Below are 24,781 nucleotides of genomic sequence, written 5' to 3'. Positions count from 1 at the left end.
GACTTATTCCACCTTGGCGATATACCAGTCCATCGAGGGGCGGATCTGAAAGCGCGTCCCCTGGGGAATGGTGATGATGGGTTTAAGAGAGAGGGTTTCTTCGAGGATGTTGGCGGTGATCTCGCCAAATTTGTTGGACAGTTCCTCGGCGGCTTTTTCCGAGGCGGCAGTCGCGACCTGGCCGTCATTGCTTTCGGATTTGGTCGAGGCGGCGGCATAGCGCACCGCTGTCGAAATGCCGGTCAGAAGAAACGCATTGCCATAGCGTTCCATAAAGCGCCGGTCCACTTCGCCCGATGCGCCCAACTGGCCTTGCGCATTGGCAACAAGGGATTTGATATTGCGGATTTCAGCACGGTGCCCGGCAATCAGCACCCGCTCGCACTGCATGGCGAGACGGGAACTGCCCATATCCTCGGGCGGCATATAATTGCAGATCAGGCGCGAGCCTTTGGGCAACAGCGCCAGGCGACTGTGATAGCCAAAAACATCCCGCGTGGTTTGCACAACCACCGTGCCGGTATCCTCGCCGCCGACCTGGCTGTTGATCCCGGTTTCAAGCTGGACCGGGATATAACGATCCGCGGTCAAAATACGCGAGTTATCGACCGGCAGGCTGGAGGTGCGGCGCGGGCCTTCATAATCGCCTTCGATCTCCATCTTTTTGGCATCGAGGATATGTTCCGGGCGGGCGGCTTCATCCATTTTGGAGAGATCAGGCACGGCAAGGTTGCTGGTATCGGTAGAGCCGTTTGCGCTGTCTGCCCCCGCAGAAACACCGTTATTGTTGATCGCAGTTGCTGGTGAATGGCTCGAACCGTTGTTAGCCGGTTGGGTCACGGTACCGGTTGGTTGACCGTTGGCAGTTGCCGCTTTTGTGCCGTTTACCGTTGCAGCGCCCCCATTTGCGGGATTGGTCTGGGGCTGAGTCTGCGTCTGGCCAGCTTGCTCGGGCTTGCCGGGAATGCCGCCTGGCTGATCTAGCGACATCGGAATGTCACCAGCTTGTACATTGGGAGCCTGTTCACCTGTCGTCCCCATACCCGGCTCCAGCCGGACGGCTGTGCCAGATGCATCGCGCGTAGCTGGTGTGTTGGGGATAGCGCCATTGCTGCCGACCGGCACCATTCCGTCCGTGCTAAGCGGCTGACCTGAAGGTGATGACGGCAGGGAAGAAGGGCCGGGTGCCGAAAGGCCAGAAGTTTGCCCGGAAGCGGATGGACCCGCAGAGGCCGTGCTTTTGCCAGTTTTGGACAGATCCATGTCTGGTACAAAAACCGACAGGCTCTCGTCTTGCTGCGGTGTAACGCCCAGCCCGGGTGTGAGCGAGACCCGCTGTGCCGGGCGGCCCGGGGCAGCCGGGGGCTGGCTGTAACCCGCAACCTGCCAGTTGGCCGGCACCGCTTGCGCCCAGGCAGCCTCAAGGGCCAGCCGGTAAGGATCGGGTTTTGGCGGCGGAGCCGGTTGCACGACCGGAGCCGGAGGCGGCGGGGGAGGTGGTGCCGGACGCTCGATATAAACCTTCTTTGTCACCACGACCGGCGGGAAGCTCGGAGCCGGTTCGGGCGCTTTGGGCGGTGCCGGTGGGGCGCTTGGTACGCCCCACACGGTTTTGTCATCCGCCGGAAGTTGCGGCGGGGCTTTGAGCGCGCCCGGATCCGCACAGGTGCCACCAAAGGTCAGGCCGAGTACCAGGGCAATGTCACAAAATGCCGTGCTCATCAGTCCCCCTCATATTCAATGCAGAGGAACTTCTTGCCGCTTTTAAGCGAGATCAGGCGCTGGGTGCTTTCGACAATATAGGTGTGACCCTGGATGCGGGTATTGACCAGCTCGTCCAACCCATCGACCACGACATAGGCGGTCGGCAGTTCAAGATCCTTCCAGCGCTCGCCAAAGCGGATATAGGTAAAATAGTCATCGCGAAACACCGTGATCGGGCGCAGTTCATCATCGCCCCACAGGTCATAATCCCCCCAGCCGCGCAGCTTGTTGGGATCAAAGCCGGCATCGGCAATAAAATCGTCCTTCGGCGTGCCAGGATCGGTATCACTGAGATCATGAACGGCTTTCGCCATCTCGCTGTCGTCAGCGCCTGCAGGATTGCTTGTTGCAGATTTGGCGACTGTTCCTGAAGCAGTGTTGTCCGGTGTGTTCGATACCGTGTCTGATGTATCGATCCGGGCGACCGGCTGATTGCTGTAGCTGCGCCCCTGGCCGGTAACGATGCCGTTTTTGGTACGGGTGATTGTGACGCCGGAGCTGGTTTTGCCAGTCGCGGCATTGCCTGTTGTCTGGCCTGTCGTTTCACCTGCCGTTCCATCCCCATTAGCCGTTTGCCGGGTAATGATCTGGCCGGTTTCATCGCTAAAAACCGGCATGCTGCCATCATAGTTAAGCGGGGCAACTAGATTGCCGTTGCGATCGAACCGTCCGGCGACCAGATCGGGGCGGGTGGTGCTGCCAGGGGCGTCAGCCGTGCCGGTTGGCATGTTTTCAATGATCGGGCGGCCCTGGTAATAGCCGGTGACACGGGGTTGATAGTCGCTTTCAAGCGGTGTGCCATCGGGACCGGTCAACTGGATCGGGTTGCCCTGGTTATCAAGCGGGATTTCCTGAATGTCGTGATATTGACCGGTGACAGGATCAGGCAGGATAATCCCGGCTTCGTTTTGCAATCTGGTCTGCTGTACCCCGCTGCCATAGCGCAGGCGTTGCTGCGGGCGGACCATGGCCACGGTCATGTCGTCACGGGTTGTGACCGAGCCTTTCAGGCGCACCAGAAGGTCGGGCATATTGATGGAATTGACCCCTTCTGCCCGCAGATAGAAGGGATAGACATGGCCCGACCCGCCATAAACAATCATGGAGGTGTCATAGCCGTAACTGGCCGGACGAATGGCAATGCGCCGTTCATCGCGTTTATTGACCGACCAGCTGCGCGGATCACCGACATCAATACGGGTGATTTCCTCACCGGCCGGAAGTTCGATCAGGGTGACGAGATATTCCCGGGTCCGCACCCGATAGGTGCAGGTTTCACACATATCGGTGACATAAACCCCGTCATTCTTCTCGGCATAATCCCAGGCATCCTGGATCTGGCCGCTGGTACGCGGGCGGACCATGGGACCAAAGCGGCCCTCGGCCTGGTCCTTGGCCTGTTTGACGACAGAATCAGGGACCGGCATGGTCGGCACTTTCGGGGCCGGATTGGCCGGTGTGGCGGCATCTGTTGGCTGGTTGCCAGCATTTGCGGAATTGGCCTGGCTGTTGCCATTTTGCCGCTGTCCCGGCATGGGCGGCCGGCCGGAGGTAAACGCGGCGGTTTGGGCGCGCGCATTATGGATGACAAAAACGGCAGCCAGTGCAACCAGCAGGGTGGCCAGTGCCACAGTCCAGGCGAATTTGCGAAGACGGTTTTTCATGAAAATTATTCTCCTGCGCCGGACGGGTTGCGTTTGCGCAAGACCAGTCCGGTCACGGTAAGGCCGAAGGGATTGGTGTATTTTTCTGCGACCGGCACATCCTGTTGCGGGCGCGTGATCAGCGAGAGGTAAGCGCGCAGGCGCTGCGGCTGGCCCAGCGGGCGGCCATTGATCGTGTCGGTCTGGATGAAATCGATGGCGAACTTGTAATCATCGGTCAGGCTGGCCACCCGGTTGATGGTCTCAACATCGATCTTGCGCACCACCCCGCGATCCAGTGCATCGCGCAACTCGCCAGTGGCAATCCGTTCCTTGCGAAACTGTTCCCAATAGGCCAATGACGACAGCTTGGAGGCTTCGCGCAGCCGTTCTTCCTGGGTGACAGGATCAATCGCCAGCAGAATGCGAATAAAGCGCCGGGCGGTTGCTTCAAGGAACAGATCAAAACCATCGACCTGCTTTGAGATCGGTTCGATCTGATAGGTGCGATCATCCGCGCCATAGGTACGGACAAAGACAAATTCCTTTTCCTTGAGCGGCACCAGGGCCGAGATGGTTTGCAATGACACCACCTGGCCAGCACCCAGCACCACGACCGAGGCGGTCAGCATGCGGCACATCCAGGCGAGACGGCGATGGCTGGCCTGAAAGCCGTATGGGTCGTTTTCCGCGATGCTGGCATGACGCCCTTTGGGAAGGGGCGGGGCGTCCTTGCGCTTTCGCTTCAGGGTTAGCCGCGCCATGTGTATCCCTCGCTATTGAACTCGACGGGATCACAGACACAGGGGCTTTCCTTGAGTTTATCGACACCGGTGCCATCCTTGGGCAGTTCGATGTCATCAAAGGCACAGCCTGCCAGCAAAGCGGTGACAGTGACAAAACAGACAAGACGGATCGGGCGAAAGCGTTTCATTGCGGGGCTCCTGTGGATTTCGGGGTGTTCTCGGAAAGAGGGTCTGAATGACGGCTGGGGCGTGCGGGCCAGAAGGGGAGCACGCCCAGCAGCAGCAGGAAGAGAAGGCCGAGGACAAAAAGTTGCGTCCAGATCGCAAGCGCGGTGCGCATGATCCCGGAAAGCTGGTCAGGGGTAATGACCTGCAAGGCCTTGATCGTCTGGATCAGGATGTCGGGCTCAAAAACCGCCCACCAGATCAGGATGACGTGAAAGCTGATCAGTCCGAGCAGGCAGTAGCTTTTGAGAAGGCTTGCCAAAAACAGCAGGGTTTGACGGGCACGCTGGCCGCATTGGCGCAGGAGGATTTGCATGGTCATTTGCCGGACCCTTTGTGTGATGTTGGATTTTTGAGACGTTCGGCGACCCGTTCGCGATGGGCATTGAACCGGTCGGCAAAGGAGTCAGCCGAGCCTTTGGGATCGGAGAAAAAGGACTGGCCCGCGCCAAAGGCATTGGCGGCAGCGCCACTGGCCCCGCGTGCCGCATTAAGCAGGCGACCGCTTTTGACGTTTTTGAAAATCGACATGCCGGTCGCAAGTGCCCCACCGGTCAGGGCGGCCACGGCAGAATTGGTGAATTGCGACTGGGTGATGGAATTGGCCATGCCGGTGGCCTCGGTGACAAAGGCAAAGCCCATCCAGCCCAGCACTACCGGGACAATGACCTTCATGTCTTCAAGGTCGCCCGAGGCATCGACATAGCCGTCAAGATTAAGGGCTGCGACGGCATAGAGCACCAGGCCGATGGCCAGGGTGGCGCCAAACAGCACCATATAGGCGGCCAGCAGTGACTTGAGCGCCTGGATGACCATGCCCTGGCTCCAGCCAAATCCGATGCCCATCATCAGATAGGGGGAGAGGGCGGCCAGCATCATGACGCGGAAAATGCTGACCGCGATCTGACTGAAATAGATTATCATCAGGAGCAGCCAGGGAATGGCGATCAAAACGCCATAAACACCGGCCATCAGATTGCCGAGCGAAAACTCGGACCAGACTTCAAAGGCCATACCAAGCACGGCCCGAAAGCCGATTTCGGCGACATAGACCAGTTGGGTCATGCCGACATAATCTTTACCCGCTTGGCTGATCAGATTGTTGGTTTCACCGCCTGCAGTTGCAGCGGCTTCAAGCACGACGCTGGCAGCGCCCCCCATTGTGGCAAGGGAAGTGTTGTAGATCAGATTGACGAGGATAGCGCCCTGGCCAGATAAAAGGCCCGCGCCTATTGTGATGAAGAACAACTCATGCGAGAATCCTCGCAGATCGGACTTAGCCATCACCATCTTGATACCGTGGACGATAAACCAAATGGCGACGACAGAACCAAAGATGACTGCCATCGGTGTGGTCAGCACATTGCTTAAAGCATCGGTATATCCGGCGGCGGCATCCAGATATCGCTGCATTGGATCGCACATGAGGCAGCTGATGGCGGTTTCTGCTGGGGTATTGTTAATAGCCATGCTGTGTCTGCCTTTTTCCAGCACGGCACATGCCGCGTGCAACAAATGCGCAAAGCAGAGCGAGTTCTTTGACTTTGCGTATGCGAAAAAGACTTGGACTGACTTGCAAACACGGGATCAGTTGGAAGCAGAGTGGGCTCGTGTGGGAACGCAATATGAAGCAGCCCAGAAAAAGGGCGTCTTTGATGGTACCCGTGAGGAGGTTCTTGCCCGTATTGAGCAACTGCCAAATGCCAAAGAGGTTATGCAAGGGCATGACCTGGACTTGGCGTATAATGGCGTTTGGGTACCCGCTGTAGAAATTCAGCCGGGAAGAGCTTATGGCTCTTTCAATAATGCTGCCGGTAATGTGGCTCCCAAAAGCCTGACGTGTAGTGCAACAATTAAACGTAACATTTTTACGCATAATTGTTTCGATCTGCCCGATTGGCGTACAGATGAATTGGTGGCTGCCGATACCAAGAAATTTCAAGGAATTCAGCGCACAAAATAGACTGTTTAAAGAGGCGATCCTCATTCATCGCCTCCTTCCTGTTCGCCGCCATCCCCGGCGGGACGGAACTGCAGCAACATGTTGGATTGAATGCGGATCAGCTGCGCCATTTGCTGTTGCTGCTGCACCTGAATACGGCTTTGATGCAGGGAGGCTTTGAGCAGGGTGGCAAGCAGTGTTTTTACATCAATCGCCTGATCACTTTGTGATTCCAGTTCTTCAATGATGTCCTGGTTGATCTCGGCCAACTCGGTCGAGGTGCGGTCGGCTTGGGCGAGACCGGTATTGATCGCCTCACGCGCCATTTGCGCCCGACGCTCTTCCGTTGCCTTGCGCGCGGCGGACCGGGCGGCAAAATAAAGCCGCTGTTCAGCCGGGCTATCCGGGTTTTTCCAGTTGGGCTCGTTGCCTTCACCGCCCCAGGAACCCCCTTCGGGCATGGCCCAGTCGTCAGGACTGCCTTCTTCGCCAAACTTCCAGCTATCGGGATCCCTGGGATCAAACCACAGGGTGGAGTTATAGAAGAAGCGCCGCGCACAGATGCTTTTCCAGTCCACATCGTCAAGATTGACGCCCGGCATCAGCTTGGAAAAATCCGGCAGCAGACACGAAATATCGCGATTGATCTGCTGGCCGAGTTTGGCAAGGTTGAGTACTGGCACGGCGACCTGTCCCAGCTTGCCAATGGCATTGATCTGGTCCTGTGCCGTCTTGCTGATCTTGCCGAGAATGTCGGTTTGTTTCATCAGCTCGTCAAACTGCTGTTGCAGCTTGTTGAACTGTTCGGTGATCTTGGCAAAGGAGGTGGCGTCAAACACCGGATAGGTGGCAGATGCCGGCAGGCTGGTCAGGGTAAGCAGCCCGGCCACGGCAAGAATGCGCAGATGTTTTCTGTTCATTTCATCCCCCGTTTAAAACGACAGACAAAAAGACAGCGCAGCCCGACCAGCAGGCTGGCGAGTACTTGCAGACCAAGCAGCAGGAAGCCGGCCACCGGGGCGAACAGAAGAAGGCTGGCCGTGAGGGCAAGGCCCGTCAGGGTGACCAGAAGGAACACCAGATCGGCCCTGGGCACGGCCATGTTGATCGGGGTTTGAGGCTCTGCCTTGTGACAAAAGGCAGGCATGCCTAGAGGTGGTTGCGCCATGCGTCCCCCCACTGTTTTTGCAATTGTTCCATCAGCTTGTTTTCGTCAGGACCAGAGCGGTAAAAGCGCAGCGGATCGCCCAATGGCGAAAGATCGACATTGAGAATGGCGCTTTCTTCATAGCCGCTGACTTCATCGCGCTTGATGATCAAAACCCGGCGGTCATTGAACTCGTCAGACCGGGTGCGCCCCTTCACAAAGGCCTTCTGTTCATCATTGAGATTGAAGGGTTCCAGGCTTTCATCATCGATCTTGGAATTGGGAAAGAAGATGAAAACGGCGGTGTTTTCGATAAAGGCTTCCGCCTTGCCGCTTTTGACCAAAGCTGCCGGGTCCTGGAAGATCATGCCGACAATGCCGTTGAGCTTGCGATATTCCCGGTACATTTCAGCAGCGAGTTCGCAAAAACCGGGATTGCGCAGCAAATTGGCCGCTTCTTCGATCAGGATGATGAAGCCGCGCAAATTGGGCGCGACCGACTTGGCGATGGTCTCGGCAATATGGCCGACAATCGGCGCACCAAGCGACGGGTCCTTCAGCGCCTCATTCATATTGATGCCGACCATATGCGACTGGTTCAGCATCCCGCCCAGGCTGTCATGGGGGGCATTCATGATATGGCTGCGCAGTCCGGCATTGCCCTTGTCGTCCGTTACCCATTGCGAAAAAGCCCGGCGCAGTTCGGAGCGTTTGGCAAAGGCGTAAGGGTAAAGCGCATTAAGCGTGCGGTTGGGCGGATCAATCTGGAAGGCCAGATCAATCGCATGGCTCAGCGCTTCCTGATCATCTGGGGCGAGATCAATGCCCGCCATTGCCTTGAGAATGAAATTGATGCGTTCGCGGTTGCCGGGATTGTCTTCACCAACATCAAGTGGATTGAGCGAGAGCTTTTCATAGGATTGGTAAAGCCCGCCCAACGCCTCGACCATGAAGCGCGAGCCTTCCTTGGAATCGAGAATGAAGGAGCGGATGCGATCAAACTTGGCCGCGCCACTTAGAAGGTGCATCAAAAGCGTTGATTTACCACTGCCCGCCGGGGCAAAGACCAGAAAGTTCGCCAGCGTCTTGGCTTTGTTAAAGACATGGAAATTGGCGGCATAGGCTTGCCCGCTGGTGGTGGTAAACCAGCGCAGCGGGGCCGGACCAAGCGGGCTTTCCGTCTGGCCGGTGGCGGAATGCTGCATTGCCCAAAGGGCAGCAATATTCTCGCTGCGCAATTCAAGCGAGGACATGAACCGTCCGCCCGGGATCAGCTTTGCCTTTGATCGGGCGGGAATACGGTTAAACCAGCATACCGGCGCCCCGCGCACCTGCACATGGTAGAGGGTCTGGTGGTTGGACAGTTTGCGGGTGATTTTGCGCAGTAAATTGTCGAGTTTGACCGTGTTATCCGCCCGGGCAATGATCAGAAACAGGGTGGCAAACAGGGTGGCATCCCCCTGATTGATCATCGCGATCAGGGCATCGGTTTCGGCTGCGGCTTCGGCATTGCCAAACAGCGCGCTCTGTTCACCACTTAAACGGCGGGTGAGATAAAGCAGGGCCTTGTGTTGATCAAAGGGATCACAGACCTGGCAAATCTCAATCTCGCCATCGAGATTCATGATGTCGTTAATGATCTGGCCTGTCACCGTGCCGGGCCATTTGGCCACGGTGATGACTTTTTGCAGCTTTTCGGTCGGGGTGAAGCTCTGGATCACCCCGTTATCCTTGTGAAAGTTCAGATCACTGGCGGGCAATCCACCAGAAATGTCATGGGGGATCGGGGCAAGATCATCACGATATTCGCCACAGACAACACCATTGAGAAAGCCGGTCAGTTCACAGTTTTGTCCGTCCGGAGCTTTGGCCAGCAGGCCCACACCGTATTTTGCGCCATCAGCATCAATAATATCGGTGGCTTCATTCAGGGCGGGCATGGCCGTCCCGGTAATCACCAGATACCAGTCGATAAAATAGCTGGAGCGAAACTGTTTGGCTTCGGCGTCGCCCACTTCCTGCAAAGGCGCATTGGGCCAGGTTGCCCGGGCATTGATCGCGCGTTTGCGCTTGATGCCAAACCAGCGCAGGCTAAGCCCCAGTTGGCCGAGCTTGTGAACCAGGATTGAGCGGGCTTGCAGCAGGTTTTCCTGTTCGGCCTCGATCTTGGCATCGTAGGACGTGCCAATGAAGCGAAAGACACGCGACAGGCTGTTATCCTTGCCGCGTATGGTCGCGGCATCACTCTCGATGCAGTCAAGCTCAAGCTGATCCTGTAACCAGTCATATTTGACATCACCGAGAAGCAGGCGGCGGCTGGCGGGGACCGCAAGGCTCCCGGCCATGGTGGCGACAAGGGAGGTGGCAAGGACGGAAGGCCAGATCATTTGTCTTTCCTCCCGGCATTGAGCAACCGGTTGTGGCGGCCTGCCCGCCAGAAGCGGGGCGGCAGCGACAGTTCCCGGTCAAAATGCATGTTGTCCTTGGTCTTGCGGATGAAGAACATCCATGCCCCGGCAATGCCCAGCACCATTGTCGGGAGCATCAGCCAGAAGATTTCGAGAAGGACCATCACGACCAGGCCCAGTGCCCCGATGACGACACTGAGCATCATCAGCGGCATGGGCAGACCAAACATGGTCATCTGGTTTTGAATGCGGGTGAGAACGGCGCTGCCGGCTTTCATGATCAGGACCCGCCGAACAGGCCAGCCGAGATGGCCGGACCGGATGTGACAAGGACGCCACCAATCACGATCATGCCCGCGCGGACCCAATCCATCCGGCCCGTAAAACCGGCCCAGACACCGAGCACCATCACGCCCAGGCCAACCACAATCGTGCCGATCTTGCCGACCCCGGTCTGAACACTTTCAAACAGGCTGATGATCGGGTCATACCATTCCGATCCGGTTGCCGTATTGGCCTGAGCAAAGGCGGGGTCGCTGAAGGCAAGGGTGGCCAGCGCCACCACCAGGCACAAAGTCAGGGTGTTTTTTTTAGTCATGTTTTCCTCGGTTTGGATGCAGGGTTAAATCGGGCTTAAAGGGTCAGGGCGCTGAGCACGCCGACGACAAAGACGACGGCGAGAATGTTGAGCGTGGTCAGGATTTTCTGGGTGCGCAGCAGGCGGGCGAACTGGCGGATGGCGTCTTCCGCCATCTCTGCCGTTTCATTGATGGTCTTGATGCGTTCGCGCACGACATCGCCCAGCGCCTCGGCTTTGAAGGCGTCAATGGCGATCAATACGTCTTTGGTGAAATCCTGCGAGGCATCGCGCACGGTTTGCGACAGGGCCCGGTTATATTGGTCATTGATCCGGCGCTGTTCATCGAGCGACAGGCGCAGGATGGTATGGACCAGTAACACCGGGTCATCCTGATCGACGGTGATCTGGTGTTGCTGCCACAGATAGGTGCGCAGCTCCTCGATACTGTCCATCGTCACTGGCGGCGGCGGCGCATCGTCGAGCGGGCCTGCCATCACAGAACTGCCTGTTCCATTGAATGATGGATGGTTCGCCAGGTCATTTTCAGGCGCTGGCGGGCCATGATCGGAAAGTCTGCTGACTGGCTTGCTTCATCAAATGTCAGACGTGCCCGCATCATTTGTTCGATGTCATGCCCGAACGTTTCCTTACGGACTTCGGGCAGACGGACCAGCGCATGGATGCGGTCCCGGTTCTTTTTATAGAGGCCGGAATGCTCGAAACTCTCTACGTCGCCAGATTTAGTCTTGCGTTCGATACGGCCGAAATACTCGTTCAGCCAGACGACAACAGGGAGATCGGGCACGCTTTGTAAAACATGATTCAGCCCCTCCATTGTATCGTTCAGGGCCTGGCCGCCGGTCAGTACGGTGTGAAGACGGATTTCATGTCCGGCATCGGCCAGCATTTGCAGGGCTTGGGCTTCAACCATGTAGCCCAGCAGGGGCAGAAAGGTGGAAGCGCCATTATCGATCACGACAATACCGTCCTCGGGACCGGCCATGATCTGCTCGATCAGAGCATCGAAATAACGGGGGTTGATTTCGTCGGGACGTTCGCCCAGACGGATGGTCTCGACCGGGAAGGCCTTATAACCGGCAAAGGTCTGGTTGATCGGGTCAGTATCAAAACACTGAAGCGGGGTTTCACGTTTGAGGTAATGTTGCGCAAGAAGACTGGCGACGAAGGATTTGCCAACCCCGCCTTTCCCCTGAAGGGTGAGATTAATGAGCGCCATTGGCGTTAACTCCATTGGAAATGACAATCTGGAAGCCCAGGGCATGGGCGAGGCGAAACAGGTGGGCTGCTGACAAATCGATCCGACCCGCTTCAAAGTCGCGATAGGTGCGTTCGCTCACGCCGATGCACTGTCCGGCATCGGTTTGTGTGAGGCCTTTTTGACGGCGGATCTGTCTCAGGCGGGTGTGAAGGGCGAGATACTCTGCCTGCCAATGGCTCATTGGACTTTTTCCGCCGTATCGGCGGCGTCCTCGCCATCCCATAAACGATTAAATTCTGCCTGCTCTTTTGCTTTGAGCGTTGGCAGAGCATTGGCATCGGTTAGATCGGCTGAAGGTGTTGTGGCTTTTACAGCCCTGGAAGTGGGGGGCGTTGTAGAATGACGCAGTGCGGCAGATGGCAGCCCGGGGTGTTTGTTATGTGCTCTTTGGGCTGGATTGGTTTGTGCTGCGCACAGCAATTTGACACGGCGGTAGAATGACCGGCGTGAGATCGTAATCCGCTTGGCAGCAGAGAGTTTTTCAAAGATTTTTCGGGTGGAAATACCCTTCTCGATTTCTGCAAGAATTTCATCTTGCAGAGCGAGAATTTCAATTTTTGCCTGTCCCCATTCGGCTGGCATTGTAGACCCCCATCGCGTCGTTAACGACTTGACAAGGATCGGAAATGTATGGTCTCAATTCGTCACCGAGAGTATCGAAACTGATATTTCTCGGGGAAAAGAATTGGGTAATCAGGTATGCCCCCGCAACCAACATTAAATAAGCTCGCCCTTGTGGCGGGCTTTTTTAATGTCTGGTAGGTGGGGTAGGTGGACTTGAACCGATTGTTCAAACCAAGCAAAGCAAAGCTTTGCGCAGGTTCAGCGGAGCGCATAGCGCGTAGCTAAATCCTGCCCCCGCAACCCATACTCCAGAGGAAGTCCCTCCGGGCCTGACATGAGCACGATCTGATCGATCAGCATCCGTAAAGCCTCGGCTGCTTCCTAGCGTTCTTTGCGATCGTTCTGTGTTGTGGTTAGTTTCGCGACTTTCTTCCGGCAGATCGCCGAGGCTGTCGGCAGAAGGTCTGGTTTGTCCTCCGGTGTATCACCTAGCAGCATGACCAACTCTGTCTTTCTGTCTTGCGGCCCGGAAAAGGGAGCGCAAATAGTTCATATTCTGAATTAAGTTCTCGATTAGATCGCGCCTAATTTGCAGAGGTTGGTGAATTCCGCTCAGTTGGCATCTAACGAGCATGTTAAATGGGATATATCTCTAAGTACCTGGTTGCATGCCCGCGTATTCAAATGTTCTCTCTGCAAAATTGAATAAAGTAACGCTACCCGTAGGTATGGGGATGTATCCAAAAAAGTCATCTGGATAACCTAAATAACGCCTGGCCAGTGAAACGCACATTGCCGAAATCGGTGATCTATGACCCACTACGATAACCATCCTAGCCTCACTAGATAAGATTTCATCAAAGCAAGTTGTGATCCTGTTTTCAAACTCATTGAGCGTTTCACACCCCTCGGGGCGCAAAATTTTGTCAGACGACAAGAGCCCCGAGCGATAAAGTTTAAGAGTCTTCATGTATTCGGGAAATCTCAGAGCCGCTTCTGTTTCGCTCAAACCGGAAAGTGGTCCTGAACGCATAGAGCCCAAATTGGCAATTGTCGCAGGCTTTAAGGATAATGCCGTTCCAATCGCCTGAGCGGTCTTTTCGGCTCGCTCTGAATTAGCGGAATACAATTGAGACTGCGACGCTCCAACATTCGCGGTCAATTCTCTGAGGTAGACAACTAAGTTAGAAAGCTCAACTTGTCCCCTCAAAGTCAGGTCTTGACGTGCATTTTGATCATCAAAAACCTCATGCGTGTTTTTGACTGAATCAGCGTGCCGGATTAAACACAGCTTCTTTGTCATTGGAGATACCATTCGACATTTTCTTTGATAATACCACTGGCAACCGCTTCATCGTCTCTCAGGCGCATCATGATGCGCTCTGGACTGAAATCATCCGAGTGAAAATAGTCTAAAACTTCTTGATTGTATTTCGTAACCTGCTTCAAGACTGGCTGAGTGTATTGTTCTGACGCACCGACTACCGCGATTGGTAATGCGTAAGGATCTACGAAGGCCTTGTAGAAGGTGAAGATCGGATAGTCCTCCGGGTGAAGAATCGAAGTATCGCCTCGCTTAAAAGACCATCGGAACTCACTTCCCTTTTTATATAGCCATCTTCGGTTAGATAAACGTTCAACTTCGCTGACTAATCCGGCATTCGATATGCCGAGAGGTATCGTGTTTGAGTTTGATTTAGACATTTTGAGGTAGTTGTATCCAATTAGACGTTGTGCTCCACCATACATCAAATTGGGCCGTTTTGGATAATTGTCGAATCCTCTTAATTGGATCTTTCGACGGAGTCTGCGAGCCAGATTAACGAACCTAAGATTGTCGTCGTTCATGAATAGATGATCACAGTCTAAAGACAATATGTTGCATACTTCGCTGATCGGAAATATTGCGTCGCTTACAGAGGTGTCTGTCACATCGCCACCTCTGATTTTTGGATTGTTTTGGAAAATCGAGTTGGTTGACGCCAACTCGCACAGGACCATGTAAAGCTTAAAATAACTTTCTTGGATAGCGCTTTGACGAACTATTAGGGTTCGGGGACCTTTTGGTGCGAGTGCCAATATCGCTCCTGCTAAATGTGAAAGTCTATCTGCATAGGTTTTGCTAATGTTCCGGTCGGAGATATTGTCCTGAATAATGAAGAAATAATCATCCAGTTCACTGAGCTTGGGTGAAGTAAGGCAACCATTCAAATGGCCCATGTGCAATATGCCGTCAGCTAAACGGCACCCACCCATGCCCACAACGCGCTGGTATGAGCTCGGCAGTTCTTCTCGTCGCGCAGCCGTTTCCGGTAATGTTCTTTGGGGTTGAGGGATACCTTTATCCAACCTCAAACTCCAACAGCGTGTGCTGGTGAGAAAGCTGGTAGTTCTCATTGCGCTTGTAACGCATCTTGAGCCCTTCTAAACCAGCGCGGAATTCCTCATCTTTCATCAAAAATAGCGTCGTGTTGTGACGCGCCTGCGTTCTGTCAATAATCTGCGCGCCGCTCATCTCATAGTGATTGACTAATGTCTCCATTCTTTTTAGTTGGGCTCCGCTTCTTTTTATGACCCGAATGAGTTCGTCGATCTTTTGATAGCGTTTAGCATTTATTTCCAGCGTCGAGGGAAATAGGTCCGTAAATGGACGCACTGCGAGATCGTCAAGCGAACAAGTTTTAATCCAAATGTGCCCGCCAATCCGCAGTACTCGCGTGGCTTCAGCCATAGCTGTTTTAAACTGACTTGCACTCAATTGGTGAAGCATCATTATAAAAGAAACCGCGTCAAAACGGTCGGCGGCGAAAGGGAGCTCTTCCGCCTGTCCTCTTTGAACAGGCACTCCTTTGGATTGCGCCTCGGTTAGTTGGTCGTTCGAATGGTCGAGTCCTATGACGTCAAAGCCATTTCGTGAGAATTCCGCGCTGTATCTGCCCGTACCGCAACCCACGTCCAACAGTTCTAAGTCTTCAACGAGCCTGTCGCCGACAAACCAGCGAACGTGGCTCAATACTTCGTCATCGTCGTCGAACCGCAGGGCGTCGTAGTTTTTTGAAGCCTCTCGATAGTACTTATGCAATTTCGGCATCATGATATTGACAATGGCAATTTGTCGTCGAGTAAACGTTCGGCCATTATATGTGCCGTCAAGTAGTAATTTTGAATTCTCGGCAAAAAATTATCCTTCGAGAACACTCTCTCGCTCTCGATCCATTTTTCTCTTTTCGGATCGTAGTAGACGCCATTTGCTACGACTTCGCTACGCTTGTCAGTGAAAAGCTCAATGCCCTCTTGAATGTTTATCCAGTAAAGTCCTGACACTTCTTCAATCTGTGGTTGAAAATCGTTTAGGCCGATCTCGACTTTGCACATGTGGACGCCTTGATACTCGCGATTCTTCTGGCCGTTCTCTTGGTCTGCGACTTCGACTCGATACCCCAAATTGTGGATTCTTCTTGAGTCAAATGTTATGCCGAGCTCTTCTTCCGCCTCGCGAATCCCATCTTGCATTGTCTCGCCGGAAAGTATGTGTCCAGCAGCACTTACGTCCAACATGTCAGGGAAATTTTCCATTTCAGTTGATCGCCATTGGTAAAGAACTGACCCAGAATAAACTTGCCCGACTACCCAAAGGTGAAACGTGACATGCCAGTCAGCGTCGAAGTGAGCTCGACGCCGTTCCTTTTTGCCCATAGGCTTGAGGTTCGCGTCGAAAATATCTATTTGTTCCATGCTTATCTCCTAGTCATACTGTGATTGGCTTTTGTAGTGCTATGGATCCCAAGCCGCCATCGATTCCGGACTTCGCTAAGGCTTCCTCGCGCAATGCTCCTGCATCTACGGCTTTGACGCGCTGGCCAGTGGCTCTATAGAGGCGCTCAACGAGCACTAGCGCCTTAACCTGTCTTTCTAGGTCTCCAATATCTTCAAAAATCTCGATGGCCCGATTTACAATGGTGAGTGCCTTATCCGCGATTTTCCTTGCGGCGATGTCGTTATCTGGCAGTTCGCCTTCTGCTTGAACTCCTAAGTCTCGAGCGCTTAAGTAGGCTTGCGCGTGATAGAGCTGTGCTTCGTCGCATCGGATACCAACATTGTACAATTCGATCGCCGATTTCTCCGTTTGAACCTGCTCGAAAGCTTCTCTACATTTGTCCAAGTAAAACGATCTTAAATTTAGATTTTCGGCGAGGAAGGCCAAGTGGCGGTTTGCTTTGGATCGAGCCCTGAAGTTTCGAACTTTTCCTTCGAGGTTTGTGGGAGCCTCACTCTCCAACATTACGAGTGCTGCTTTTATGTTCTCTTCAGCTTCGTCAGTCCTTCCCTGAAGATGAATTGCCCAACCGAGGTCGTCGATTAAAACCTCCGCTCTCGACGCGTTGTCCTTCAGGACTGCACTTGATTTCTCCGCTAGCTGTCCGAGTTTCTCGCGTTCTCCATTTAGACCGAGTAAATGAAACAAGTGCGTTAGCTTGTTGCGCAACTCGACAACCATCTGATGTCGGCGCGTTGCAGCTAGATATCTCGCGTACATAAGTACAGATGCACCGAAGTCTTTGTTGGGGGTGCCTGAGGTGTTGGACCCTGAAATATCGAAGTCTCTGCCGGTGATGCCTGCTTCCAATCCGCCGCCGTTTCGGACCTTGTTCTCTGTGTAGGCCGTTACGAGCGACGCCCTGTATGCGTTGAGGCCTAGCACCAATTTGTTCTTATCGTTGGCGAAGTTATCATTAAGAAATTGAGCAAATTCCAAAAAGTCAGCTTTCTTTCTGGCGGGAACGATAGGCTTTTGGCTATCAAAGAGTTTTGCGTCGTTTGCCGAGAAAATTGCTATAAGTTCATCTGTTCTGTGAAGCTGGTTGAGCGGAGTGCCTTTCCTCGCCGAAGCATTGCGCCAAGAAGCGACTTTCCCCTTAAAGTCGCCGGTAAACAATTCGAACAATGCTGTTTTCGATGGTTTGCCCTTTGGTGTGCGATGCTTGAATTGACCACCGGACATTAATCCACTGGAAGCAGCTGCAAAGAGTTTGTCCACCAGATTTACAAGTGATTTCTCAGGCCGTTCAAACATTCCTCTGCTCTCCTAACTTTGCCACCTAGCTTTGGAGCCATCTGGAGGTGCTCAACTGGGAATGTACACCCAACTTAAAATGCCAACATATCTTTTTTTTTTGTTGGTAGGTTGGCGGAAAATGTTAGCCGTGTGCAGCAACAAAAACCACAACAAACCGGATATCTACCTATTTTCAAGCGCCAATCACCGACTTGAACGAATTCAGACTAGTGACAATGTGTGCGAGGGCCAATGAGGTATATCTGCTGTTCCAGTTGGTTATCGTTCGGACAACTAAAATACAAAATTTATTAAATAAAAACAATGTCCTAAATGTTTCTCCGTAAGAGGAAGGAGATAAACATGAAAAAAGTATTGACGAGTTTTGCCTACGCACTGTTGGGGTATTCCTACTTGTCAGGTTCTTTTCACATCAACACTGGATCGCAAGAACTGCTTGTGGCGTTGGCTTACTTGATCATCGCCATGACTTACTTGCCAAGGTTTCCTAGTTCTGAAGAACGGAAGTCGTGACGACGAACCCGGGCAGCCAAGTTTTTTGGCTGCCCATTTTTATATCATCGTAGCTGAGCGGCAGGGGTAGCTCAAAACGTTAGGCTGTCGGCTGGGCTATTTTCGGAAACCAGCGAAAATTTAAATGTTCCTAATGCCGCCATTTGCGGCGGTTCATTCGAACCGCCAGACCGGGATGCCGAGCTTCCTAGGCTTTTCGGCAAGGTTTTCCTGAATGCCGGTGCTGAAGAAGATTATGACCCCGATCGGCAGGGCATCGTGGCTCTGGCCATTGCGTTTGAACGGTGCAGCGCGGTCGTGCTTGGTCCAGTCCGGTGCGAAGCCGAGCTTGGTGGCGTTGTAAAGACCGACCCAGCGGGCTGCGATCTTCTCGACGCCTTTCGGTGACTTACCGTGCTTCAGCCCCATTTTCGGGTGCTTGGCATGCACTCGGTCTGGTTTGTCCCAGATCAGCTTGTGATCGTTTTAGTTGGTTCCTCCGGGAACGGTGACCTTCGGACCAGCCGGTAAGAGCACTTCGCGATTGGCCCGCTTGCGCTAGGCGATTAAATTTCGGCTGTCGATAATCATCAATGTCAGCGGGCGGACCATAGTGATCCGGTGGTCCCGCGTGGAAGGGCCATCGCTCAACGGATAAAAGGTACGCCGGGGATAACAGGCTGATACTCCCCAAGAGTCCACATCGACGGGAGTGTTTGGCACCTCGATGTCGGCTCATCACATCCTGGGGCTGGAGCAGGTCCCAAGGGTTTGGCTGTTCGCCAATTAAAGTGGTACGTGAGCTGGGTTTAGAACGTCGTGAGACAGTTCGGTCCCTATCTGCCGTGGGCGTAGGATACTTGAGAAGAGCTGTCCCTAGTACGAGAGGACCGGGATGGACGCACCTCTGGTGTACCGGTTGTTCCGCCAGGAGCATCGCCGGGTAGCTAAGTGCGGAAGGGATAACCGCTGACAGCATCTAAGTGGGAAGCCCCCTTCAAGACTAGGTATCCCTATCAGATCCCTGGAAGACCACCAGGTTGATAGGCTGGGTGTGGAAGCGCAGCAATGTGTGAAGCTAACCAGTACTAATTGATCGATCGGCTTGATTGATCCCTCTTGCTAATTGAATAATCTGCATATCTTGCGCAGCGGTAAAATCCGCCATGCACAAACAGAAATTATCGCACCAAAAAACGATCACATACACCGTTCTCAGATTGTGTTTCGACGGCCCGGTGGCCATAGCGGCCGGGAACCACCTGATCCCTTCTCGAACTCAGAAGTGAAACCTGCCTGCGCCGATGGTACTTTGTCTTAAGGCACGGGAGAGTAGGTCACCGCCGGGCCTTCTAAACACAATCAATTCGTATTCCCTAAATCGCAAATGATACAAAAACGCCGTACTCCAATAGAGTACGGCGTTTCTGCGTTGGGGGTACAGGTCAATGTTCATAATGCCATATTGGGCTTCTGACATCCCGTGACAACCGAAAGTAAATGCGAGGGTTACTCCGGTCAGCATAAACTATTGGCAGCCTCAGGATATTGTAATTGCCGGGCTGGTGCATGGATGATCCAAAAGGACCTTTAGCTCCGGGTCCAAGTGCATCATGGTTACGGAAACTCCGGCCATATCAAGTGACGTGTAATAATGACCAATCAGTGTTACATGGGCTTTGATTCGGCGGGTTTTAAGCCTTTCTCGCAGGCGACGATTAAGTATGTACAGTTCCATGTGTGGTGTACTGCCAAGCGAATTGACCAATATTGCTACCTCGTCACCTTCTGCTGGACGCATTTCATCCAGAAGACGGTCTACAATCATGTCAGCTGTTTCATCTGCTGTTGCGATATGAGCGCGGGCAATACCTGGCTCGCCATGAACGCCAACACCTATTTCCATGTCATCAGGGCCAAGAATAAAGCTTGGGCGTCGCGTATCCAGGGAAGCACCCGGTTCGAGGGCAACACCCATTGTATAACAACGTTCGTTCGCCCGTTGTGCCAGTGCAAAGCAGGTTTCCATAGGAAGCATGCGGTCGCAGGCTGCGCCGGCAATTTTGAACACAAACACATTGCCTGCGACACCACGACGTGCCGCGCGGGCATCTGCTGGCGCAGAGGCAACGTCATCTGTCGTGATGACAGTCTTAACGAGCACACCATGTGCTTTTGCCATCTCGGCAGCCATCTCAAAGTTCATGAGATCACCGGAAAAGTTTCCGATAATGTGCAGCACACCTGCACCGCCATCTGCCGCAAGCGTGGCAGCGAGGATCGGATCGGGCGGGGGTGAGGCAAAAACGTTGCCGATTGCTACAGCGTCGGCCAACCCACGGCCGACATAGCCGAGAAATCCGGGCTCGTGGCCAGATCCGCCACCAATAACCAAGCCAACTTTTCCGGTTCTGGGACCATCTAAGGCACGCAGGGCGCGTGTTGTTCCTTTAATCGGTGCGAGACATTTTTCATGGGCCAGCAGCGCCCCTGCGATGCTTTCATCCACCGCATCCTTTGGGCGGTTCAAAAACTTCTTTACCTGCACCCGTTCAGGCAAGGCCGCCGGAGACGCTTCAGAAGGGCGAGGTCGTCCTTTTTCAACACCTTCGGATGTTAGAATGGCCCGGGCCGTATCGGCATCAGTTACCATGATGTTGACATAGCCGCCTCTGAGTGCGGCGAGGATTGCCTGGACCTTGTCCATCCCCCCGGCCACGCCTATACGGCTGCGGATTGCAAGGACTTCGTCCAGGCCAATACCAATGACCCGTCCTTCCAGAGGGCCGTCAACAGCCTGTCCTGTGGCAGATATCAGACGTCCGGCAATGCTTCCCACGGCATCATGATAATGCTCGTGCATGGCAATACCGTCAAAAAAACCGCTTGTATGGATCGTACTTTCAGGTCGAAGAGATGAAATTCCCAAAACGATGCGGTTCGCTTCGGCGAGGACTTCCATCTGCTCTGACAGAACAGATTCCTTTATCAGAAGATCACGCATTGCCGACGAAGAAACAATTGCCGGTGCAGATAGTGGAATACAGCGGGCGCCAATAGCATCAGCAAGACGTGTTGCGCAGGCTTCCGGGGTCCATGGGATTTTGGCCGTCGTGCCGCCGGTAGCCTGAATTACCCGCAAATCCTGAAGTGAGTGTATTTTTAGGTGATTGGCCGTTGCCAGCATGGTGCGTCCCCATGTTACGGCAATCGTATCTCCTGATCGTGTAATGCGTGTCAGAACCTGTGCCGCAGCAGAACCAAGGCGATCGACGAGCGGGCTGTCGCTTCCGGTAGAGGGAATGACAAAACAGTCGTCAAGCCCGAAATGTTCCTGGAGGTCGCGCGCAATACTTAGAGCACGAAACCGTTCGGGGGCAATTTCAATATTGACGATACCCCGTACACGGGCATCAGCAAGGTAAGCATTGACCGATGGCCGTGAAACCCCCATGTGGTCAGCGATCTCCCCCTGGGTGAGGCCTTCTTCGTAATAAAGCCAGGCTGCCCATAACAACAGATCATCGCCAAACCGCAAGGGCGGGCGTACATTTGTGGAATTATTTGAGCCGCGTTGCACCTTCCGCGCGCTCATGAAACATCCTTTGATGTTGCGAACGCAGCCCATGTTGCCATGGCATCAATCAATGCGGCTGCGGACACTGCCCCGGGGTCAAGATGTCCGATGCTGCGGGGGCCAAGGCGTGCTGCGCGACCACGTGCTGCCATCATTGCCCGTGTTGATGTGGCTCCTTCTGCAGCTTTCTGGGCAGCTTGCTCCAGAATGCAAACCGTGTCCGCCCCATGTTCCAGCCCGAGGCGGACAGAATGGGAGGCTGGAGACCATGCATCGATCATGGTTTTGTCACCCGGTTTGGCATGCCCGCGTGTTTCAATGCCTTCGCACATGGCAATGATGATTTCGGGCAAACGTTCAAATGGAACCTCTTTGGTATCACCAAACAGGGTGCTAGCGCGCAAAAGTGCGCTGGCATACAGTGGTCCTGTTGTTGCACCTACTGCATTCAATAGTGCGTTTGCAGCTAGCGAAAAACCTTCGCCCAGTGTTTGGCTGCCATCATCGGTTTCAACAAGAGACTTCGCCGCGGCTTCAAAACCGCCAGCCATTGCCACACCGTGATCCGCGTCACCGATTTCGCCATCAAGCACACCAAGGCTGGCCCGCTCGTCAAACATACGAGCAGCGAAACTGCGAAATAAAGATGCGAGGTCATGACGTGTAAATGATTGCATGGTCGGCATTTATCGCATGCCCGTCCTATCGGGAGCAAGCCTTTGTCATAAAGAAGAAGGGTCCTGCCTGTCGTCAGGGAGGACCCTTTGCATCAGGCTGCGGTTACACGACGCGAGATTGCTGCGGCCAGTTCATTGAGGATCAGGCAGCACGATGTTGCTCCGGCATCTGGAACACCGCGAGAGCGTTCACCCAAACGGGCTGCACGGCCGAGTTTCGCTACCATATCAACGGTGCTGTTGCGCCCTGCTTCGGCGGCTTTGCACATTGCTGAAAGAGCTGGCAGGATCCCTTGGCCTTTGCTGGCGTCAAAGGCTTCGACAGCGGGAACAAAACAGTCGATCAGGGTTTTATCGCCAATTTTTGCCCCCCCTGTCGTGCGTACCCCCTGAAGGCCAGCATTAAGCATGGCAGAAATTCCTTCTGCATCAATGGCATTGCGATTTTCAATTGACAGGGCCATGTTGCGAAAGACAAAACCGTAAAGAGGCCCCATTGATCCGCCGATTTCCGACATTAATATATCGGATAGTTTTTCGAACGCGGCCGACAACGGGATGTTCTTTCCGGCAATCTGATCCGCCGCACGACCAAAACCCTTGGCCATATTAATACCGTGATCGCCATCTCCAATCAGCCCGTCAATATCTGAAAGATGGGTCTTGTTGGCGACAATGACAGCTGCCAGTTCTTCGACAATTCCCGATGCAGAGTTCAGAGCAAGTTTTTGCAGCTCTATTGCTTCGGGGGCTTGCGGTACAGACAGGGTGCTGCGGCGGGCTTCTTCTCCCCGATGCCGGCGGGTGCCGATTTTGCCAATTGGCTCAGCAATGCCGCCAGATAGAGACAAGCCGGGCGAGGCGCAACTGATATCAAGCAGGGACTGGAGTTCATCATCCAGCGCCATCACCGTCAGGGTAGCCCCTACCATTTCAAGCGAGGTAAAATAATTACCAACAAAAGCACGATGAACGTTTAGCCCGGCTTTTTCCAGCCCTACCTCAATACGGTCATAAAGGACATAAAGTTCGTTTACCGGCGTGGCACCAAGACCCGATACCAGAACGGCAACCTCGGTGCCTTCGGGCAGGTTGTGATCGTCAAGCACGATCTTGAGCATATCATCAGCTACAGCATCTGCGGATTTAAGCGGTTCGATCCGCGTGCCAGGTTCACCGTGATGCCCAATACCGACTTCCATTGTTCCATTTTCGATCTGGAAATTCGGGTGTCCCAAGGCGGGCAGGGTGCAGGGACCCAGTCCGACCCCGACGGAACGACACGCATCAATGGCCTTTTGTGCAGCGCTTTTGACTTCGGTGAGCGACCCGCCAAGGGCGGCCTTGGCGCCAGCAATTTTCCACATGAAAATCTCACCGGCGACACCCCGGCGCTTTTCGCGTTCGTTTGCCGGGGCCGAACAAACATCGTCGTTTGCAACGACGGTCGCCACTTCGATACCGTCGGGTTCGACCATCTCGCTGGCCATGCGAACATTCATGTTGTCGCCAGCATAGTTACCATACAGAACCGCAACACCAGCACCACCATCTGCGGCACGAATTGCATCTGCGAAACTTTTTGCCGTTGGCGAGGAAAACAGCTCTCCGATCGCGACGGCATCCACCATGTTTTGACCAACATAGCCGACAAAGGCTGGTTCGTGACCGGAACCGCCGCCTGTGACGATGCCGACTTTTCCTTCCTGCGGGGCAAAACGCGACACCACAACACGATTGTTTTCGGAGTCTTTGCGGACCAGGTCACTATGGGCTTTGACAAAGCCCGCGACGGTCTCGTCGACGATATCGTCGGGATCGTTGATGAAACGCTGCATGGTCAACGTATTCCCTTTCAAATCATTCTGATCGTTCATTATTTTACAGTATATCCGCCATCTACAAGCAGATCGGCACCGTTAATCATTGCTGCGGCATCTGATGCGAGAAAGACGGCCGCGGCAGCAATTTCCTCGGGTTCGGCAAACCGACCGGAAGGAATTTGTGCTTTCATTGCATCGCCTTTCGGGCCATCCCAAGCCTTGCGGCCGAGTTCGGTCAGAACTACAGTTGGAGAGATCGAGTTTACGGTAATGCCGTGTTTGCCCCATTCCAGTGCAAGGGTCTTGGTCACGCCGATAATGGCAAATTTGGACGCACAATATGCGACGTGCCCATCAATCGCGACGGAGCCTGCCTGTGAGGCCAGATTGATAATGCGCCCTCCACGGGCGGCCTTGATCATGATGTTGCCAACGGCCTGCGCGATCAGAAAACTTCCTGTAAGGTTCACATCAAGTGTGCGTTGCCAGGCAGGCAGCGAAAGTGTTTCGGCCGGGGCCAAATCCACAATTCCGGCAGAATTTACAAGAATATCGATGTTACCGAAGCTGTCATTCACGGCCTGGATAGCGGCATTGATGCTGTCGGATTCAGTAACGTTGCATTCAAAAGCTCTGGCGCCCTTTCCAAGGGCTTTGGCTTTCGCCGTTGCCGCCTCGACATTCATGTCCAGCAATGCCACGCGTGCTCCTTTAGCAGCGTAGGCTTCTGCGATGGCAGCGCCAATACCGGATGCAGCACCTGTGACAATAGCAGTCTTGCCTGCTAGCGAAAAATCCAGGGGGTCAGCCATAACTGCTCCTTTCGTTCAGGGGGAG

At 54.0% G+C, this 24,781-nt stretch carries 26 protein-coding genes, 1 rRNA gene, 1 pseudogene and 2 other annotated features; of the genes and pseudogenes, 3 read left to right on the top strand and 25 right to left on the bottom strand.

The window, feature by feature from the left end:
* Positions 1 to 3: 3 nt before the first annotated feature.
* From CSC3H3_RS25075 to CSC3H3_RS24250, 6 genes are read right to left on the bottom strand one after another with little or no spacing between them, the layout of a single operon-like run.
* Positions 4 to 1,722, bottom strand: a complete 1,719-nt coding sequence (locus CSC3H3_RS25075; RefSeq protein ID WP_245881420.1) for a TraB/TrbI/VirB10 family type IV secretion system protein — start codon at positions 1,720 to 1,722, stop codon at positions 4 to 6.
* Positions 1,722 to 3,428: a TrbG/VirB9 family P-type conjugative transfer protein gene (locus CSC3H3_RS24270; RefSeq protein WP_101283220.1), complete on the bottom strand. Its 1,707-nt coding sequence runs from the start codon at positions 3,426 to 3,428 to the stop codon at positions 1,722 to 1,724. Before CSC3H3_RS24270 ends, CSC3H3_RS25075 begins: the two co-directional genes overlap by 1 nt.
* A 5-nt stretch (positions 3,429 to 3,433) precedes the next feature.
* The gene (locus CSC3H3_RS24265) at positions 3,434 to 4,171 is read right to left on the bottom strand and encodes a VirB8/TrbF family protein (protein ID WP_101283222.1); all 738 of its coding nucleotides are present in this window, start codon (positions 4,169 to 4,171) and stop codon (positions 3,434 to 3,436) included.
* A complete protein-coding gene (locus CSC3H3_RS24260) occupies positions 4,159 to 4,341 on the bottom strand; it encodes a hypothetical protein (RefSeq protein ID WP_101283224.1) in 183 nt (60 codons plus the stop codon). Before CSC3H3_RS24260 ends, CSC3H3_RS24265 begins: the two co-directional genes overlap by 13 nt.
* A complete protein-coding gene (locus CSC3H3_RS24255; protein WP_101283225.1) occupies positions 4,338 to 4,700 on the bottom strand; it encodes a hypothetical protein in 363 nt (120 codons plus the stop codon). Before CSC3H3_RS24255 ends, CSC3H3_RS24260 begins: the two co-directional genes overlap by 4 nt.
* The gene (locus CSC3H3_RS24250; RefSeq protein ID WP_157831795.1) at positions 4,697 to 5,791 is read right to left on the bottom strand and encodes a hypothetical protein; all 1,095 of its coding nucleotides are present in this window, start codon (positions 5,789 to 5,791) and stop codon (positions 4,697 to 4,699) included. The genes CSC3H3_RS24255 and CSC3H3_RS24250 overlap by 4 nt, the downstream gene beginning before the upstream one ends.
* Before the next feature lie 22 nt (positions 5,792 to 5,813).
* Here CSC3H3_RS24250 and CSC3H3_RS24245 point away from each other — a divergent pair, with 22 nt between their 5' ends.
* Positions 5,814 to 6,341, top strand: a complete 528-nt coding sequence (locus CSC3H3_RS24245; RefSeq protein ID WP_157831796.1) for a hypothetical protein — start codon at positions 5,814 to 5,816, stop codon at positions 6,339 to 6,341.
* Between the two features lie 20 nt (positions 6,342 to 6,361).
* Here the strand turns inward: CSC3H3_RS24245 and CSC3H3_RS24240 are convergent, their stop codons facing one another.
* From CSC3H3_RS24240 to CSC3H3_RS24175, 14 genes are all read right to left on the bottom strand, one after another.
* Positions 6,362 to 7,240: a hypothetical protein gene (locus CSC3H3_RS24240; RefSeq protein WP_101283231.1), complete on the bottom strand. Its 879-nt coding sequence runs from the start codon at positions 7,238 to 7,240 to the stop codon at positions 6,362 to 6,364.
* Entirely contained in the window at positions 7,237 to 7,488 is a 252-nt protein-coding gene (locus tag CSC3H3_RS24235) for a hypothetical protein (protein WP_157832010.1), read from the bottom strand. The genes CSC3H3_RS24240 and CSC3H3_RS24235 overlap by 4 nt, the downstream gene beginning before the upstream one ends.
* Positions 7,470 to 9,854, bottom strand: coding sequence for a VirB4 family type IV secretion system protein (locus tag CSC3H3_RS24230; protein WP_101286851.1), 2,385 nt, complete (start codon positions 9,852 to 9,854; stop codon positions 7,470 to 7,472). Before CSC3H3_RS24230 ends, CSC3H3_RS24235 begins: the two co-directional genes overlap by 19 nt.
* Positions 9,851 to 10,153, bottom strand: a complete 303-nt coding sequence (locus tag CSC3H3_RS24225) for a hypothetical protein (protein ID WP_101283237.1) — start codon at positions 10,151 to 10,153, stop codon at positions 9,851 to 9,853. Before CSC3H3_RS24225 ends, CSC3H3_RS24230 begins: the two co-directional genes overlap by 4 nt.
* Before the next feature lie 2 nt (positions 10,154 to 10,155).
* The gene (locus CSC3H3_RS24220) at positions 10,156 to 10,473 is read right to left on the bottom strand and encodes a TrbC/VirB2 family protein (RefSeq protein WP_101286850.1); all 318 of its coding nucleotides are present in this window, start codon (positions 10,471 to 10,473) and stop codon (positions 10,156 to 10,158) included.
* Between the two features lie 35 nt (positions 10,474 to 10,508).
* Positions 10,509 to 10,949 carry a hypothetical protein gene (locus tag CSC3H3_RS24215; RefSeq protein WP_101286849.1) on the bottom strand — a complete coding sequence of 147 codons (441 nt, stop codon included), beginning with the start codon at positions 10,947 to 10,949 and terminating at the stop codon, positions 10,509 to 10,511.
* A complete protein-coding gene (locus CSC3H3_RS24210) occupies positions 10,949 to 11,692 on the bottom strand; it encodes a P-loop NTPase family protein (protein ID WP_101286848.1) in 744 nt (247 codons plus the stop codon). The genes CSC3H3_RS24215 and CSC3H3_RS24210 overlap by 1 nt, the downstream gene beginning before the upstream one ends.
* Complete coding sequence (locus CSC3H3_RS24205; RefSeq protein ID WP_101286847.1) at positions 11,679 to 11,915, bottom strand: helix-turn-helix domain-containing protein; 237 nt, start codon at positions 11,913 to 11,915, stop codon at positions 11,679 to 11,681. Before CSC3H3_RS24205 ends, CSC3H3_RS24210 begins: the two co-directional genes overlap by 14 nt.
* A complete protein-coding gene (locus CSC3H3_RS24200; RefSeq protein WP_101286846.1) occupies positions 11,912 to 12,316 on the bottom strand; it encodes a hypothetical protein in 405 nt (134 codons plus the stop codon). Before CSC3H3_RS24200 ends, CSC3H3_RS24205 begins: the two co-directional genes overlap by 4 nt.
* 634 nt (positions 12,317 to 12,950) lie before the next feature.
* Positions 12,951 to 13,601 (bottom strand): histidine phosphatase family protein, encoded by a 651-nt coding sequence (locus CSC3H3_RS24195; protein WP_157832009.1) that lies wholly within the window; start codon positions 13,599 to 13,601, stop codon positions 12,951 to 12,953.
* Positions 13,598 to 14,647, bottom strand: a complete 1,050-nt coding sequence (locus CSC3H3_RS24190) for a hypothetical protein (RefSeq protein ID WP_157832008.1) — start codon at positions 14,645 to 14,647, stop codon at positions 13,598 to 13,600. The genes CSC3H3_RS24195 and CSC3H3_RS24190 overlap by 4 nt, the downstream gene beginning before the upstream one ends.
* Positions 14,640 to 15,392, bottom strand: coding sequence for a class I SAM-dependent methyltransferase (locus tag CSC3H3_RS24185; protein ID WP_101286843.1), 753 nt, complete (start codon positions 15,390 to 15,392; stop codon positions 14,640 to 14,642). The genes CSC3H3_RS24190 and CSC3H3_RS24185 overlap by 8 nt, the downstream gene beginning before the upstream one ends.
* On the bottom strand, positions 15,389 to 16,033 hold the full coding sequence (locus tag CSC3H3_RS24180; RefSeq protein WP_101286842.1) for an NUDIX hydrolase: 645 nt from the start codon (positions 16,031 to 16,033) through the stop codon (positions 15,389 to 15,391). The genes CSC3H3_RS24185 and CSC3H3_RS24180 overlap by 4 nt, the downstream gene beginning before the upstream one ends.
* A gap of 13 nt (positions 16,034 to 16,046) precedes the next feature.
* On the bottom strand, positions 16,047 to 17,372 hold the full coding sequence (locus CSC3H3_RS24175; RefSeq protein ID WP_101286841.1) for a hypothetical protein: 1,326 nt from the start codon (positions 17,370 to 17,372) through the stop codon (positions 16,047 to 16,049).
* Positions 17,373 to 17,717: 345 nt separating this feature from the next.
* Here CSC3H3_RS24175 and CSC3H3_RS24765 point away from each other — a divergent pair, with 345 nt between their 5' ends.
* A complete protein-coding gene (locus CSC3H3_RS24765; protein ID WP_157832007.1) occupies positions 17,718 to 17,888 on the top strand; it encodes a hypothetical protein in 171 nt (56 codons plus the stop codon).
* A 153-nt stretch (positions 17,889 to 18,041) separates the two neighbouring features.
* On the opposite strand, the pseudogene CSC3H3_RS24170 reads toward CSC3H3_RS24765, so the two are convergent.
* Positions 18,042 to 18,473, bottom strand: a pseudogene (locus CSC3H3_RS24170) (DUF2493 domain-containing protein); the annotation flags it as partial.
* 65 nt (positions 18,474 to 18,538) lie between these two features.
* Positions 18,539 to 18,698, top strand: a sequence feature (23S ribosomal RNA rRNA prediction is too short).
* Between the two features lie 19 nt (positions 18,699 to 18,717).
* Positions 18,718 to 18,967, top strand: a sequence feature (23S ribosomal RNA rRNA prediction is too short).
* Between the two features lie 134 nt (positions 18,968 to 19,101).
* Between CSC3H3_RS24170 and rrf the strand changes: the two are divergent.
* Positions 19,102 to 19,216: ribosomal RNA gene (rrf, locus tag CSC3H3_RS24165) — 5S ribosomal RNA — on the top strand.
* Between the two features lie 191 nt (positions 19,217 to 19,407).
* Here rrf and CSC3H3_RS24160 read toward each other — a convergent pair.
* The 4 genes from CSC3H3_RS24160 to CSC3H3_RS24145 form a co-directional block, all read right to left on the bottom strand.
* Positions 19,408 to 21,462, bottom strand: coding sequence for a bifunctional sugar-binding transcriptional regulator/dihydroxyacetone kinase subunit DhaK (locus CSC3H3_RS24160; RefSeq protein ID WP_101286840.1), 2,055 nt, complete (start codon positions 21,460 to 21,462; stop codon positions 19,408 to 19,410).
* A complete protein-coding gene (gene dhaL / locus CSC3H3_RS24155; RefSeq protein WP_281262548.1) occupies positions 21,459 to 22,121 on the bottom strand; it encodes a dihydroxyacetone kinase subunit DhaL in 663 nt (220 codons plus the stop codon). The genes CSC3H3_RS24160 and dhaL (CSC3H3_RS24155) overlap by 4 nt, the downstream gene beginning before the upstream one ends.
* 92 nt (positions 22,122 to 22,213) lie before the next feature.
* Complete coding sequence (gene dhaL / locus CSC3H3_RS24150; protein ID WP_245881419.1) at positions 22,214 to 23,998, bottom strand: dihydroxyacetone kinase subunit DhaL; 1,785 nt, start codon at positions 23,996 to 23,998, stop codon at positions 22,214 to 22,216.
* Entirely contained in the window at positions 23,998 to 24,756 is a 759-nt protein-coding gene (locus CSC3H3_RS24145) for a GolD/DthD family dehydrogenase (protein WP_101286838.1), read from the bottom strand. Before CSC3H3_RS24145 ends, dhaL (CSC3H3_RS24150) begins: the two co-directional genes overlap by 1 nt.
* Positions 24,757 to 24,781 lie beyond the last annotated feature (25 nt).

Origin of the sequence: Thalassospira marina, from assembly GCF_002844375.1 — a bacterium.
GTDB classification, from domain to species: Bacteria; Pseudomonadota; Alphaproteobacteria; order Rhodospirillales; family Thalassospiraceae; genus Thalassospira; species Thalassospira marina.
The sequence above is the reverse complement of the archived record's forward strand: the minus strand, read 5'-3'. Positions and strand labels throughout refer to the sequence as shown.